Source organism: Shouchella phoenicis, from assembly GCF_047238345.1.
Lineage (GTDB): Bacteria > Bacillota > Bacilli > Bacillales > Bacillaceae_D > Shouchella.
In genome coordinates this window covers 302,829-316,172 of record NZ_JBDFMQ010000001.1, presented here as the reverse complement: position 1 = coordinate 316,172, position 13,344 = coordinate 302,829, and the positions used below count along the sequence as shown (strand labels likewise).

General features: G+C 42.4%; 12 protein-coding genes. 3 read left to right on the top strand and 9 right to left on the bottom strand.

Annotation, left to right across the window (positions count from 1 at the left end):
- Positions 1 to 11: 11 nt before the first annotated feature.
- The 6 genes from ABC361_RS01740 to ABC361_RS01715 form a co-directional block, all read right to left on the bottom strand.
- Positions 12 to 1,394: a permease family protein gene (locus tag ABC361_RS01740; RefSeq protein WP_413072375.1), complete on the bottom strand. Its 1,383-nt coding sequence runs from the start codon at positions 1,392 to 1,394 to the stop codon at positions 12 to 14.
- On the bottom strand, positions 1,391 to 2,557 hold the full coding sequence (locus ABC361_RS01735; RefSeq protein WP_413072374.1) for an iron-containing alcohol dehydrogenase: 1,167 nt from the start codon (positions 2,555 to 2,557) through the stop codon (positions 1,391 to 1,393). The genes ABC361_RS01740 and ABC361_RS01735 overlap by 4 nt, the downstream gene beginning before the upstream one ends.
- A gap of 93 nt (positions 2,558 to 2,650) precedes the next feature.
- On the bottom strand, positions 2,651 to 4,255 hold the full coding sequence (locus ABC361_RS01730; RefSeq protein WP_413072373.1) for a sigma-54 interaction domain-containing protein: 1,605 nt from the start codon (positions 4,253 to 4,255) through the stop codon (positions 2,651 to 2,653).
- A gap of 3 nt (positions 4,256 to 4,258) precedes the next feature.
- Positions 4,259 to 4,453: a hypothetical protein gene (locus tag ABC361_RS01725; protein ID WP_413072372.1), complete on the bottom strand. Its 195-nt coding sequence runs from the start codon at positions 4,451 to 4,453 to the stop codon at positions 4,259 to 4,261.
- 90 nt (positions 4,454 to 4,543) lie between these two features.
- Positions 4,544 to 5,758, bottom strand: coding sequence for a formaldehyde dehydrogenase, glutathione-independent (fdhA, locus tag ABC361_RS01720; protein ID WP_413072371.1), 1,215 nt, complete (start codon positions 5,756 to 5,758; stop codon positions 4,544 to 4,546).
- 27 nt (positions 5,759 to 5,785) lie between these two features.
- Positions 5,786 to 6,211, bottom strand: coding sequence for a GlcG/HbpS family heme-binding protein (locus tag ABC361_RS01715; protein ID WP_413072370.1), 426 nt, complete (start codon positions 6,209 to 6,211; stop codon positions 5,786 to 5,788).
- A gap of 815 nt (positions 6,212 to 7,026) precedes the next feature.
- Between ABC361_RS01715 and ABC361_RS01710 the strand changes: the two genes are divergently transcribed.
- Positions 7,027 to 7,446, top strand: a complete 420-nt coding sequence (locus tag ABC361_RS01710; protein ID WP_413072369.1) for a hypothetical protein — start codon at positions 7,027 to 7,029, stop codon at positions 7,444 to 7,446.
- Positions 7,447 to 7,490: 44 nt separating this feature from the next.
- Here the strand turns inward: ABC361_RS01710 and ABC361_RS01705 are convergent, their stop codons facing one another.
- Complete coding sequence (locus tag ABC361_RS01705; RefSeq protein ID WP_413072368.1) at positions 7,491 to 9,566, bottom strand: DEAD/DEAH box helicase; 2,076 nt, start codon at positions 9,564 to 9,566, stop codon at positions 7,491 to 7,493.
- Positions 9,567 to 9,649: 83 nt separating this feature from the next.
- Positions 9,650 to 10,579, bottom strand: a complete 930-nt coding sequence (glsA, locus tag ABC361_RS01700) for a glutaminase A (protein WP_413072367.1) — start codon at positions 10,577 to 10,579, stop codon at positions 9,650 to 9,652.
- 194 nt (positions 10,580 to 10,773) lie between these two features.
- Between glsA and ABC361_RS01695 the strand changes: the two genes are divergently transcribed.
- Together ABC361_RS01695 and ABC361_RS01690 are read left to right on the top strand one after the other, a co-directional pair.
- Positions 10,774 to 10,962, top strand: coding sequence for a hypothetical protein (locus tag ABC361_RS01695; protein WP_413072366.1), 189 nt, complete (start codon positions 10,774 to 10,776; stop codon positions 10,960 to 10,962).
- A 137-nt stretch (positions 10,963 to 11,099) separates the two neighbouring features.
- A complete protein-coding gene (locus tag ABC361_RS01690; protein WP_413072365.1) occupies positions 11,100 to 11,423 on the top strand; it encodes a 2Fe-2S iron-sulfur cluster-binding protein in 324 nt (107 codons plus the stop codon).
- Between the two features lie 41 nt (positions 11,424 to 11,464).
- On the opposite strand, the gene ABC361_RS01685 is transcribed toward ABC361_RS01690, so the two are convergent.
- A complete protein-coding gene (locus tag ABC361_RS01685) occupies positions 11,465 to 13,192 on the bottom strand; it encodes an extracellular catalytic domain type 1 short-chain-length polyhydroxyalkanoate depolymerase (protein WP_413072364.1) in 1,728 nt (575 codons plus the stop codon).
- Between the last annotated feature and the right edge of the window lie 152 nt (positions 13,193 to 13,344).

Sequence of the window (13,344 nt, the reverse complement as noted above, 5' to 3'; positions counted from 1 at the left end):
TTTTTTCATGATTACGCACCTCTCTTTTCTTCATCTTGATCTTTTACAAATGTCTCATCGGTTTCGCCTTTAAAAAATTGCTTACCGTAGATTAATAGACATAAAATAACCCCTGCGGCAAATGCCCAAGCAGCACCTTTCACCGCTAAAATCGCGGCAATTATTCCCGCTATCCCTAAGTCTCTTTGACTCTTCGCTTCTAATATTCCAATTCTTACACTCACATAACCTTGAATCAATAGTGTGAGCGCCATGGCTACTCCAAGAATTGGCTCAACTAAACTCACAATCGGCAACAGCAATAAACCCGTGTTTGTCCCAAACCGAAACGATCCCATTCCTCCAAAAATGGAGTGCATGGATCTCTTCCCTTCTTTAAACCGCTCTGCAATCACCACTTGCATCGCCGCCCAAGTCGGACCTGCCATGGTGACATCTGGACCGATGATACTCATGATGCCATTTCGACCGCCGAAAATAAGATGAGCACGATTCGGATTGTAATCGACTTTTTCATCTTGACGAACCACATCGGCTTCTTTAATAATTGCTTTTGCTTGCAAAATGTCACCAAACAACACAAGGTAAGCAGCAAAAACCGTTGGCAAACAGGTTAAAAACATCATAAGAGGAGGGAAACCTACCCCAAACAACGTATACTCACTCCAAAGTGTCATAAAATCTGGCTTCGAAAATCCCCATTCTATGTTTGGCCACGGGGCTTCTCCAAATAAAGGTGCAACGATAACAGCAAGAAGAATAATTGGCAAAATACCTAATTTACCAATTAAACCATAGAGTTTACCTCGCGCTTTTAATTTTTGAAAGTGTTTAGAAAACAACAAGTAGAATCCGATTCCAATCGCAATCGATATCGTCCACGGGAATGATTCAAACCTTCCACCAACTTCAAAGATTGTAATGACCGCAATAATTCCAGCGCCTAAAATCACACCAGACTTAATGGCGCTAGGAACAACATGAACAACTTTGCTCACTAACCCTGTCGCCCCTAGAAAGATTGATAGTAGACCGAGGGTTAACTGAAAGGCAATCAATGCATGGACCCGTTCATCTTCTGGAAAGGAAGACACATAGATCATGATTAAAGGAATGGCTGGTGTTATCCAACCAGGCACAACTGGGTCCCCTAATAAATGGTGTGTTAAATACAAAAGACCATTCAAAATAACAACAGCCAAGGCTGCTTCAAAAGGCATGCCAAGCAGTTCCATTAATAGAGGAATGGCAGCTAGATCAACGGCACACATAAGCAAACCTTGGACATAGTCAGGCCATTCAAATCGATAATGGTAAAACGGCACACGAATTTTAAATGGGCCTAGTGGTTGATACGGTGTTTCTTGACCATCCTGCCTCTGCTTCCATTTCATTGCTGTACCCGTCCTACATATGCAGCCTGATAGATCTCATAGATTTCAGCTTTCGTCAGTTGACGAGGATTGTTTTTTAATAGACGATCAATCTTTGATGCATCTTCTGCCATCTCTTCTAAATCACTTTCTTTAATATCAAACTCTTTTAAACTAGCTGGAATCTTCACTTGCGCACATAAGCGTGTCATGGCCAAAATCGCTCGATCTGCTGCTTCATTTAGACTTAAGCCCGATGTTTGCTCGCCTAGCGCATCGGCAATGTCTTTTAGCCGCTCTAAACAAGCTGGTTTATTCACTTCCATGACAAACGGTAGGAGCAGAGCGTTGCTGACGCCATGTGCCATTTGGAAACGCCCACCTAGAGGATAAGCCAAGGCATGTACCGCACCAACACCTGCATTTCCAAACGCCATTCCTGCCATTAAACTTGCTGTTGCCATTTCTTCTCTTGCTTCCAAATGGTTCACATTTGAGTACGCCTTTGGCAAGCTCCGCGCAATCATTGTCATTGATTTAAGCGCTAATGCATCCGTTATTGGCGACGCATGTACCGACAAATATGCTTCAATACCATGTACCATCGCATCAATTCCGCTTGCTGCCGTCACATGTTGTGGAGCGGTCCGTGTCATTTCCGGAGCCACAATTGCGACATCAGGCAAAAGATAATCACTGGCAATCCCTTTTTTTAATTGTGCATCTTTGTCGGATAAAATGGCGATATTCGTCACTTCAGACCCTGTACCGGCTGTTGTCGGAATCGCAATAAGTGGTGCTCCTTTTTGCGGCACCAAATCCGTACCAACAAAATCATGCAAAGACCCTTCGTAAGACGCATAGACGGACGCCGCTTTCGCCGTATCAATTGCACTTCCTCCACCGATGGCAATAAATCCATCATGGCCACCAGCCAGAAACACTTCTTTACATGCCTCAATAACTGAAAATGCTGGCTCAGGTTCAACATCTAAAAACGTGCCATACGAAAATCCTTCTAACGTTGCGCACACTTCGTCGAGCAATCCTACCTTTTTTATAATGCCATCACTTACAATTAGCGGGTTATTCATTTGAAGTCGTTCCACTTCTTGTTTTAATTGTGCGGTTGCCCCAGCACCCGTCCAAATTTTGTAAGCGCTTTTAAAAAGGTGTTGATTCATTTTTAATTCCCCCTATCTTTATAGAAAAGATTAAGCAAGAACCATGCCAACTCCTTAACGGCTTATGTCTAAGGTCTACGAACAAAGATTGATTCATTTTCTGATCAATTGATCGCATTGGTGATCACCATCGCGGTAACCCTTCCGTTTTGTTACGAGTGCTGCTTGACTAATATTTAACGCTTTCGCTGCTGCGCGTGTCGTTTTATGCATGATGATCGCTTCTTCAATCATCCGCTTCTCAACAGACTGGAGCACATCCTTTAACGTACGACCATCCTCTTCGTCTAGCCTTTCTTCCCATAACGGCTTCGGCAAGGAATCTTTTCCGGCAACCCCAACAGGTGTTGTCGCGACGACATAATCAATCGCGTTCTTTAATTCTCGAATATTCCCTGGCCATTGCCAAGACTGTATAGCGTGTAAAGCTTCTTCATCTAACGTTACATTGCGCTGATAACGATCGTTGTACTCGCTTAAGAAGAGATGTGCTAGACGGCGAATCTCCATCGGTCGATGACGTAGCGGTGCAATTGAAAGGGGCACAACCGCAATTCGATAATAAAAATCATCGCGCATTTGTCCATTTTTCACTAATGACTTGAGGTCGCGATTGGTTGCTGAGACAAAACGAACATCTACGCGCTTCGTCTCTGTTGAGCCTACAGGCGTAAAACACGAATCATCGAGAACTTTCAAGAGCTTTACTTGTGTTGCTAATGGTAGATCACCAACTTCATCAAGAAACAAGGTTCCACCATGAGCCACTTCAACAAGTCCTTTCTTTCCTTTCGTTAAAGCACCGGTAAATGCACCTGGCGCATAGCCGAACAATTCTGCTTCAATTAACGACTCACTAATTGCACCACAGTTTACAACAACGAAGGGTTTGTCCTGTCGCTGTGAATGTTCGTGAATGTATGTAGCGACCTTCGTCTTACCAACACCACTCTCACCAAGCAGACAAACAGTAGCCGTCGTCTGAGCCACACGACGCGCTTTCGCCAAAAACGAAATCGTTTGTTCATCTTCAGCAATAATCGATGTCTTATCTTGCTTTATGACGTAATGTGCTCGTTCCGCTTGCCATTCTTTCAAATCTTCAAGTTCAGCCTGCATACGAAGAAGATCGGTCATATCTCGAACCGTACTGACCACATATTCAATTTCACCAGCGGAATTAAAAGAAGGTGTACCTGACACCATCGCTTTTCTACCACTTGCTAAGCGTTGCATTCGAGTCACGACTTTTTTCTGTTTAAGCACTTCAAGCGAGATTGAATTTGAAATATAGCCTGCTTTCTCCATGTCTCGCATATGCATGCCAATAATGGTCTGGGCAGGGATGCCGGTGATTCGTTCATACGCTTGGTTCACTTTCAGCGTCACACCTGTTCCATCGGTTACATATACACCGTCATATAGAGAATCCATTACTATCGCAAACATCTCGCTTTTTAATAACGATTCAAATTGATTGGATGAGGCAGTCTCCGGCCGATTTTGCAAAAGCGTGATCGCAGAGTCGCTCTCTCGACCTGATTGAATGGCTTGTCGGACATCGGATAAAGCTAATTCGCCTAACCTTCGTCCGTTCTCGTTCTTCACATTCATGGAAATATGGTTCCCTTTAATCATCTTCACCACGACCGTAGAAAGAGACTCATTCGCTTTTACGACAGCATCATTCTTTTCCATCTTTTACGCCGTCCAACCAGGCTCATACGTATAAATGACCGACCCTCGATGTTGTGCGTTGCCTCGAAAATCTTTTTTGTCTGCTTGTTTAACAAGCACTTCTCGGAAATTTGTAAACTCATCCTTCGAAATGACCACTTCTTCTTTTTCTCCGTTTCGTAATTGCTCGATTAGTTGTTCTGCTGCTTCATGATCCATGTATGTATGCTCCTTTGATCTCTTTGTATGCTTCTATTATGCCAAAAATAAACCAAGCAAGGAAGATTCCTTTACTTGGTTTATATATCCTTATTTCAGCATACCATGTGGATCAATGACAAACTTCTTCGCAACCCCACTATCAAAATCCGCATATCCAGCCGGTGCTTCATCCAATGAAATGACGGTTGCATTAACCGCTTTGGCAATATCAGCTTTCCCCGACATAATTAACTTCATTAGCTTTCGGTTATATTGCATTGCAGGTGTTTGACCCGTGACAAACGTGTGCGCTTTTGCCCACCCTTGTCCGAAACGAACCTTTAATGATCCTGTTTTTGCATCTTCATCTGACGCCCCTGGATCTTCCGTCACGTAAAGCCCTGGAATGCCAAGCTTTCCGCCCGCTTGGGTCACATCCATAATTGCATTAAGTACCGCAGCTGGTTGTTCTCCTGCATTTTCTCCATGACCAGATGCTTCAAAGCCAACCGCGTCCACGGCAGCATCTACTTCTGCTACACCTAAAATGTTTTCAATTTGTTCTCCAAGTCGATCATGTTTGGATAAATCCACCGTTTCACAACCAAAGCTGCGTGCTTGTGCCAATCGTTCCTCGTTCATGTCACCAACAATGACGCTCGATGCGCCTAAAAGTTGTGCAGAATGAGCCGCCGCTAAACCAACAGGACCTGCTCCTGCCACATAAACGGTCGAGCCAATGCCAACTCCAGCTGTATAAGCACCGTGGAAACCTGTCGGAAAAATATCGGTCAACATCGTAAGATCAAGGATTTTCTCCATGGCCTTTTCTTTATTCGGAAATTTAAGTAATTGAAAATCAGCATAGGGGACCATCACATATTCCGATTGACCGCCAACCCATCCGCCCATATCCACATATCCATAGGCTGAACCAGGTCGTTCTGGATTCACATTCAAACAAATATGGGTTTTCTGTTCCTGACACATGACACAGCGACCACAAGCAATGTTAAACGGAACCGAAACAATATCCCCTTTTTCGATGAACTCCACATCTCGTCCAATTTCGACGACTTCACCAGTAATTTCATGCCCTAGAACAAGCCCTTCTGGTGCCGTCGTCCGTCCTCGTACCATGTGCTGGTCACTTCCGCATATATTCGTGACGATGACTTTTAAAATTACGCCGTGTTCACATTTCCGACCGACATTCGCTTTCGGAACCCCGGGTCCATCCTTTAAGACTAATTCAGGGTATTCAATGTCTTGAATCTCAACACCCTTCTTGCCCATGTATACAACACCACGATTGTTCGCCATCTTATCCCTCCTATAGTTTAACGATGCTTACATCCCTGCTTTTGCTAGATCGTCATCAAAACGATAAACACCAGCTTCTGCAACAGTCACGTCATCCTCTACTGAACTACCGCTTACGCCAATGGCACCAACAATCGTCTCTCCATGTCTTAACGGAATGCCTCCTCCAAACAAGACAATTCGACCATCGTTCGTTGTATTTAATCCATATAACTCTGCATTTGGAACAGTTGCTTCAGCTAACTCTGATGTTTTCGTTTTTAATGCGACAGAGGTCCACGCTTTCTTCTGAGCAATATCAACACTCGCTAGCCACGCATCATCCATGCGATGAACAGCAATCATATTTCCACCGTCATCCACAACGGAAATTACCATTTTCACGTTAAGCTGTTTCGCTTTTTCTTCCGCTGCTGCGATCACTTCTTGTGCATCTTGTAACGTCAACTTCATTTCACTCGCTCCTTTCCAAATTTTCGCAAAAAAACTGCTCTCTACTCTATTAACCTTATTAAACGATTTCAAACACTTATCATTTAAAAAATTAAGTTTTTTCATACATTTAACTATATGATTCATTGTTACAACGGGCGGTGAAGGAGATTTTTAAGGACGATTAATTTCATAATTCAAAATTGGTTCAAAAAATCTATAGAGGGTTATTAAAAACGTTACGATTCTCACACCAACTAAAAAGAAGCTTTGCAAGAGCAAAACTTCTACTTCTGTTTTATATACGGATCGTTTATTTTTCTTCTTTGTAATAACTATATACTAGAAAAATAGCAAGAACCATTAGTATTGCAGGGAAAACAATTAAAACAGGTGTATACATTGATGAAGAGATTTGATGCAATCCATAAAGATAAGTCACAAATATAAAAGTAAAGATAAGACAAAGTATTCCTGACAATAATTTCACAAATTTATCCACCTTTTAAAAATTTTACTTGCATTTATTTTCTTAATAATTATACTAAAGATAACTTTATAAATCATCATAAATTAAAAAAAGAAGAGGAGAATGAAAAATGGCCAATGTGAACCCTTCAAGGTTTTTGGTATTAGTTTTATCAGTTATAATCTTATTAAATATTTTGACTTTAGGGAAAAACCTCGCTCACGCAGAAATGACAGAATAATCAGAACTAAATAATTATAATGAACTAATAAAGCTAGAGGACGCAGAAGTTGAATTAGAAGTTGATGCACCATATCAATATACGGAAGAAGATGGTAGCATTACAATTTTTGATAATCAGGAAGATATGAATTATTATTTGGAATCAATTAACACTATTAAACCATTCGCTTCCTATACAAAAGTCACTTCTACTAAAACTAACGAACATAAAGCCAATAAGGCATGGATAAGTTATCATAAACATACTCCAAATTGGAGTAAAGCTGACAAATATACCATTACTTCTGGAAAAAGCTTTTCAATGAGCGGAACTTACAAATACAATGGTTTCTCAGCTACTATAAGTGTTAAACACAGTACTTCTGCTACGGTTTCATATCCTGCTGATCCTAAGCGTTATAGTAAATTAGGAGTTAGACATGATTTAACTTATCAAAAATGGAAGCATGTTGAACGTACTGCGGCAGGTAAGCATGTTAAAACTTGGTATACTGAGACAGTTTTTAAAAGAGGTTCTGCATATATTGCGACTGCTTATCAATAGGAAATATAAAGGGAGCTAAAATGATTTAGCTCCTATTCTTTTCATCACTCAAACAAATCCGGCTCTTCTAGCCTCAGCAACTCTAATTCTAATCGTTTCCGAAACGCTAGTTTATTAAAACCGAAGTAGACTGCAAGAAACGATTGTTCATCGTGCCAATACCGATCGATAAACGCTTTCTTCGCTTCGGCAACGAGCCCTTTCTGCGATAATTTTTCTGCTAGTTTTGTAACATCCACCGCTTCACGATTTTTAAATCGTCTCAGCATTGGCTTTTTCTTTGTTTCCCTTACATAACGATGAATGGCTTGTAGATCGTTTCGATCATAGCCAAAGGTATGCCTTTTTTCTTTAAAGTAGTTTCTTTCAGCATAATGGATCTGTGTCGTTTCTTCCTCATCAGAAGCGATTTCCAGCGCCTTCATCCATGCCTCAAACGCATCAACTAAATGTTCATAAACAAGGATGTCGACCGTTTGCTGCGTTTTCGTATCTAGAAAGGAGTACACGCCAATGGGAATCGTTTCTGTAAAACGGTACTGCTCTGTGTCTCTATGGATGTTTTTCTCAAATAAATGCTGCACGTGATGGAAAGAAATCGGCTCAACCGGGTGTTTTCGTTCAAGTAGGTGCGGTTGCTTTAATTTCGCAAGGTCATCACGATACAATTCATTTGGTGTGATCCATGAAATCGTTTCTGGCCAGTCGTCTTGAAAATGGACAATCCTTGCTGTTTCCGTTCCACCTGCTTCAATTCCCCTCATTGCTCGACCAATCATTTGCGTCATTAAGATGGCGGAGGTTGTGGGCCTCGTTAAGAAAACGGTCTGCACATCGGGTAAGTCCGTCCCTTCCGTCAACATATTGACATTCACAAGCACATCAAGCGTTCCATCTTTAAACTGTTCCAATGCCGTCTGCTTCTTTTCTTCCCCTGAAATAAAAAAGTCAGCACGAATGCCTTGAGCGCTAAATTGTTTCGTTAACTGTACCGCATGGTTTCGATTCAGCGCGAACACCAAGGTTTTTTTATATACATGAGCACCATTGACATATTCACCGACAATCGCCTTATTGCGCGACTGATGAACCGCTAAATACTGTTCAATCTTTGGCGGTAGTACATCTGCTGTATGAATTTGCTGCACGTCCTTCATTGACAAGGTCGGAAGCTTCTTCACGCCTGTTTTCATTTCTTTAAAGATCGGTTCTGCTAAAATTCCCCGAGCAATAAGCGTAGCGACATCAAGTTTATACACAATGTCAGCGGAAAAACGTTTTTTTAACAAGCCTTTTTCTTCTTCCACCGTTCGGAAAGGAGTTGCCGTTAGGCCAAGTATGGTTGGCTTAACCTGATGACTTAATGTCGTTAATATTTGCTCATACGTTTCCGAAACGGCGTGATGCGCTTCGTCCACAATAATGAGTATCTCTTCTTGAGGCGTGAGCCAGTTTCTCAGTAAAAGCGTTAGTTGTCCAACAAGACTCCCATTTGTTCCAATTACAACGTGGTCCGTTGCTTGAATATCTCGAATCGATTGGTGCGTCTCTTCACTAGAGACAAGCCGACATGTAAAATCTTGATCCTTTGCTAAAAGAGCGTCTGTTGCATGCTTTTGAATGGTTAAGAATGCTTGATCAAGTAAATCATGTCGGTGAGTAAGCCACAGTACTTTCCGGCCCTTTTTCACTCCTTCTTTTAAGAGCCAGTGAACTGCCACTACTGTTTTTCCACCACCTGTAGGAATAGATAACAGTCCAGAAAACGGTCGCTTCATTTGTTCGAGCTTCTCTAACGCTTCTTGTTGATGAAGGTACAAATGAAACGGATGATCATTTTCCTTTACATGAACGTGATGAGGCGATCGTTCTTTTAATTGCGAGGCAAACGTGACCCATTCATCCATTTTTAAATGGTGCCATTGTGATCCCTTTGGTGAATAGGCCCTCATGCCCATCTTGTTTAACTGTTTATTGACTTGCTGCACTAGTTGACTCGTGCGTCTTTTTTGTCCAATACGAGTCATAAAGGAACGCATCTTTATCGTCATTCGCTGATGCTTTCGTTGCTGCATTTCTTTTTTTATTTCATATAAGCCACTATGAATGGTCACTTTCATCGTTCTCTCCTTATTCTGCTTATCGATTATACGCCAAGTCGACTCTGCATGAAACAGGAAAAAAGCAGGAGCCTATCCCCCTGCTAAAACATGGATAATGAGTATTGACGCGACATCATTTCTAACAAACGAATCCCTGCGATTGAATTGCCTTTATCGTCTAAAGACGGACCACATATTCCAATGCCACATTTCTTTGGAATGGAACCCATAATCCCTCCAGAAACACCACTTTTTGCAGGGATCCCTACATTGATTGCAAATTCGCCTGATGCGTTATACATGCCGCATGTCACCATAAAAGTCTTACAAATCCGCGCAACATCTACAGGAACGACTTGCTCGTCGCTTTCTGGATCTCGTCCATCCATAGCGAGTACACAACCGATTCGCGCTAAGTCTTTACAATTCATCTCAATGGCACATTGCTTCGTATATAAATCAATCAACCCTTCAATGTCTTCGGTTATCACGTCGTGCTGTTTCATAAAGAATGCTAAGGCACGGTTTAAATCAGCTGTTTCATACTCGGACTTTGCTACCTCTTCATTATAAGCGATTGTCTCATTGTTGGATAAACAACGAATAAATTGTAATAACCGTTCCAATCGGTGTGGTACAGACTCTCCTTTTATCATATGTGTCACAGCCAATGCACCTGCATTAATCATTGGATTTAATGGTTTAGACGGCTTATTCGTTTCTAATTTCGCTATAGAATTAAACGGATCACCTGTCGGCTCTTTTCCCACACGGTCAAACACATAATCTTCGCCGTGATCAATAAGGGCAAGGGCAAGCGCTAAAACTTTTGAAATACTTTGCAGTGTAAAGTTTTCGCTTGTGTCTCCTGCAGAAAAAAAACGACCATCAGGGTAAAATAAAGCGACCGACAATTTGTCTTTATCCGCCTTGGCTAATGCTGGTATGTAATCTGCCACTTTTCCATCATCGGTCACATCTCTCGCTTGGTTCACTAATAATTGTAGTTCATCATCTGATTGACAAAGCATGAGAAACCTCCGATCTTTTTTTGCATTCTAATTGGTATCCCACAACTTGTTCCTTTTTAAACATCTGCTACCCATTCTCCGTTACTTTTCACTCTGTTAAGAGACTTTTACGTATTCTTTAGCAGATCTTAAGTAGTTATGGTGCCTCTATCGTTATAAACTAGGATTAAGAAGTCTCTGTAGGAGTGAGGAAGATGTATACAGCTGAAGATTTACGCGCTGTTGAAGAACGTGCACAAGCGTTTCTTCCAACCGCAACGAGTGAATTGTCTGCTTACCTTCGTGCAATTGAAGATTATGTACGCAAAAAACGCCGTGTCTTGCCATTTGAGCAAGCCGAGCACTTAGAAACACAATTACTCGTTCATTATGGCCTTGAATAAATTGGCCTCTTTTACATAAGAATACGGTACGAAATACCCTAACCCCTTTTCAGTCTCGACGTGTAAATCAAGGTAGGCTCGCACCTGCTTTCATGCTAAACTAGACGTGAACGACTGATAAGAGGGGAATGATTACGATGCCCATGATTCACGCAGAAGGCTATCATACCTTCCGAGCGGAACAAGGAAAAAAACTTGTGCTCGCTTTAGAAGACAATGGCGTTGATATTCTTCACCGTTGTGGCGGAAAAGCACGCTGCACGACTTGCCTTTGCGAGATCGTTGACGGCGATGCTGGTCCTATAGGCGAATTAGAGGCAGCAGCCCGTGAGAAAAAAGGAATCACTGCTGACAATCTACGCCTGTCCTGCCAAATTCGTATTGATCAAGATTTAAAAGTAAAGCCATTACGAACAGCAACCAGTGAACAAATGGACCCTGGCACTCGTCCAGAGGAATGAAACCTAAAACAAGAGGTGCGCATGATGCGCACCTCTTGTTTTTAGTTAATCACCATTACAGGTGCGTCATCCTCTTGCTTAAAATGGACAACGTTTGCTTGAAAACTCGCCGTTGATGTCGCACGTATACGGAACTGCATTGTTTTTTGCTCATTTAACGCCTTTACAACGTTTGCAGGTAATGAAAACTCTACATAACGATCGCCACTTTTCACCGTTGCTTGACTGATGGCGTTATAATCCCCTTGAGCAGCAAAATCAGCTCGTTCTACCTGAATGCCGTTACCAAAAAAATTGTTTTTTGCATCGAGAACGAGCCCAGACACATTTCCCTTTACTCGTGAAATAGGTACTTTTAACACAGCGTTACTGGTTTGTGAGATATCTGTCGTTGAAAAGGAGAGAATTGAACGAAATGTATCAGTATTAAACATCCCTTTGTCACCAGCCTTCAGTTGTGAGCCGATACCGTCAGCCGCCAATCTCCCGACAAACCCCGAGTTTGCCGCATCTGCCTTAATTTGTTTCTCTTCTCCCGATTCTCCGTCGTCTTCAATTTGATAGACTTCCAATAGCACTGCACCGGTCGTCCCCCCTTCCGACACACCGACACAGGATAAAGTAGTCGTTTTTTCGAATAGAAATGGCCCTGTGTATAAAGGAGAATCAGCTTTTGCTTCACGGCCATCAGTCTGACATCGAATGTCCTTCGCTGTCTCACTTGACACCGCCACCGTCACGGGGTCTCGAAATACACCTCCAGAGGGATTTGCCACAACCGTTGGCCGATCAGGCTGTTCATTATCATCCTCACCTAGATTCGAAAAGAAATCCCACATCATTTCACTGGCATTTGGCCCACTCGGATCTGTATAACTACCAGCTGTACTCCCACCAGACCACGCATGGCCCATTCCGTTAACAAGTACTTTTTTTAATACAAGTTCATTCGTCTCGCTATGTCGATAGAATTCCTCTGAATAGCTACGTCCACCTGGTACTTGCTCATTCATTTTTTCATCCGCTTGATCTGTAATGAGACCACGACCACCAAGCACTAGATCATTCGTTTTTGCCCATTGGCTTAGCACTTGGTTCCCATTTATCACATTGACTGTGTAATCAGCTGTTCCATGAAACACAATAGTTGGGACAACTTTGGCATGCGTCCCCATTGCTTGGAACGCTAACTGGCCTTGCCGAGCTGGGTCTGGCCCTCCATTTGACATAGCCATTACCCCTTCTAGCTGGGTCGTTCCTGCCTTATATTCAAGGCCAGAAGCCACACCAATACCAGAAAATATGTCGGGATAGGTTGCACCCATAATCCCTGCCATCGCCCCTCCTGCCGAGAGACCTGTAACATACACCTCTTCTGTCTCTACTTGTTTCTGGTTCATGACCTGCTGGACAAGACCTGCAAGTGTTGCCGGCTCTCCTCTGCCTCTTGCTTGATGAGCAGCTTCAAACCACTTCCAACATTTTTGCATATCTGCTGCTGCGCTTTGCTCAGGATATAAGACATAGAACCCTTCCCGATCAGCGACACCATTCATCTGCGTACCTGCAGCAAACTGATTGGCATCTTGGGTACACCCATGTAACATAACAACAAGTGGTGCATTCTCTGTTGCTGAAACAGACTCAGGCGTATAAAGTTGATAGCGCTTGCCTCCATATGAACCAGACTCTGTTGTGCCTGCTTCAACCATTTGCGGACTAAACAATAAAGCAACCAATAGGACAGCGCTCCAAACAATTCGTCGCATTTATGCACTCCCTTATCCTAATTAGATTAAGCGCAGTTCTTTCCACATCCACTCGAATGATCTACTTGCAAAACTTATGCCAGCGAAGCTTCCCTTCAGAAACAACATTCAACATAAAAAAATGTAAGGAAAACCGAAAATAGATCCGATTA

What these genes read in the sequence shown, in the direction of transcription:
- ABC361_RS01715 (WP_413072370.1), bottom strand. Translation starts at nt 6,211, where the DNA reads ATGAAGTTGACGTTACAAGATGCACAAGAAGTGATCGCAGCAGCGGAA.
- ABC361_RS01695 (WP_413072366.1), top strand. Translation starts at nt 10,774, where the DNA reads ATGTATACAGCTGAAGATTTACGCGCTGTTGAAGAACGTGCACAAGCG.
- ABC361_RS01690 (WP_413072365.1), top strand. Translation starts at nt 11,100, where the DNA reads ATGCCCATGATTCACGCAGAAGGCTATCATACCTTCCGAGCGGAACAA.
- ABC361_RS01730 (WP_413072373.1), bottom strand. Translation starts at nt 4,255, where the DNA reads ATGGAAAAGAATGATGCTGTCGTAAAAGCGAATGAGTCTCTTTCTACG.
- ABC361_RS01705 (WP_413072368.1), bottom strand. Translation starts at nt 9,566, where the DNA reads ATGAAAGTGACCATTCATAGTGGCTTATATGAAATAAAAAAAGAAATG.
- ABC361_RS01725 (WP_413072372.1), bottom strand. Translation starts at nt 4,453, where the DNA reads ATGGATCATGAAGCAGCAGAACAACTAATCGAGCAATTACGAAACGGA.
- ABC361_RS01735 (WP_413072374.1), bottom strand. Translation starts at nt 2,557, where the DNA reads ATGAATCAACACCTTTTTAAAAGCGCTTACAAAATTTGGACGGGTGCT.
- ABC361_RS01710 (WP_413072369.1), top strand. Translation starts at nt 7,027, where the DNA reads ATGAATTATTATTTGGAATCAATTAACACTATTAAACCATTCGCTTCC.
- ABC361_RS01685 (WP_413072364.1), bottom strand. Translation starts at nt 13,192, where the DNA reads ATGCGACGAATTGTTTGGAGCGCTGTCCTATTGGTTGCTTTATTGTTT.
- fdhA (WP_413072371.1), bottom strand. Translation starts at nt 5,758, where the DNA reads ATGGCGAACAATCGTGGTGTTGTATACATGGGCAAGAAGGGTGTTGAG.
- ABC361_RS01740 (WP_413072375.1), bottom strand. Translation starts at nt 1,394, where the DNA reads ATGAAATGGAAGCAGAGGCAGGATGGTCAAGAAACACCGTATCAACCA.
- glsA (WP_413072367.1), bottom strand. Translation starts at nt 10,579, where the DNA reads ATGCTTTGTCAATCAGATGATGAACTACAATTATTAGTGAACCAAGCG.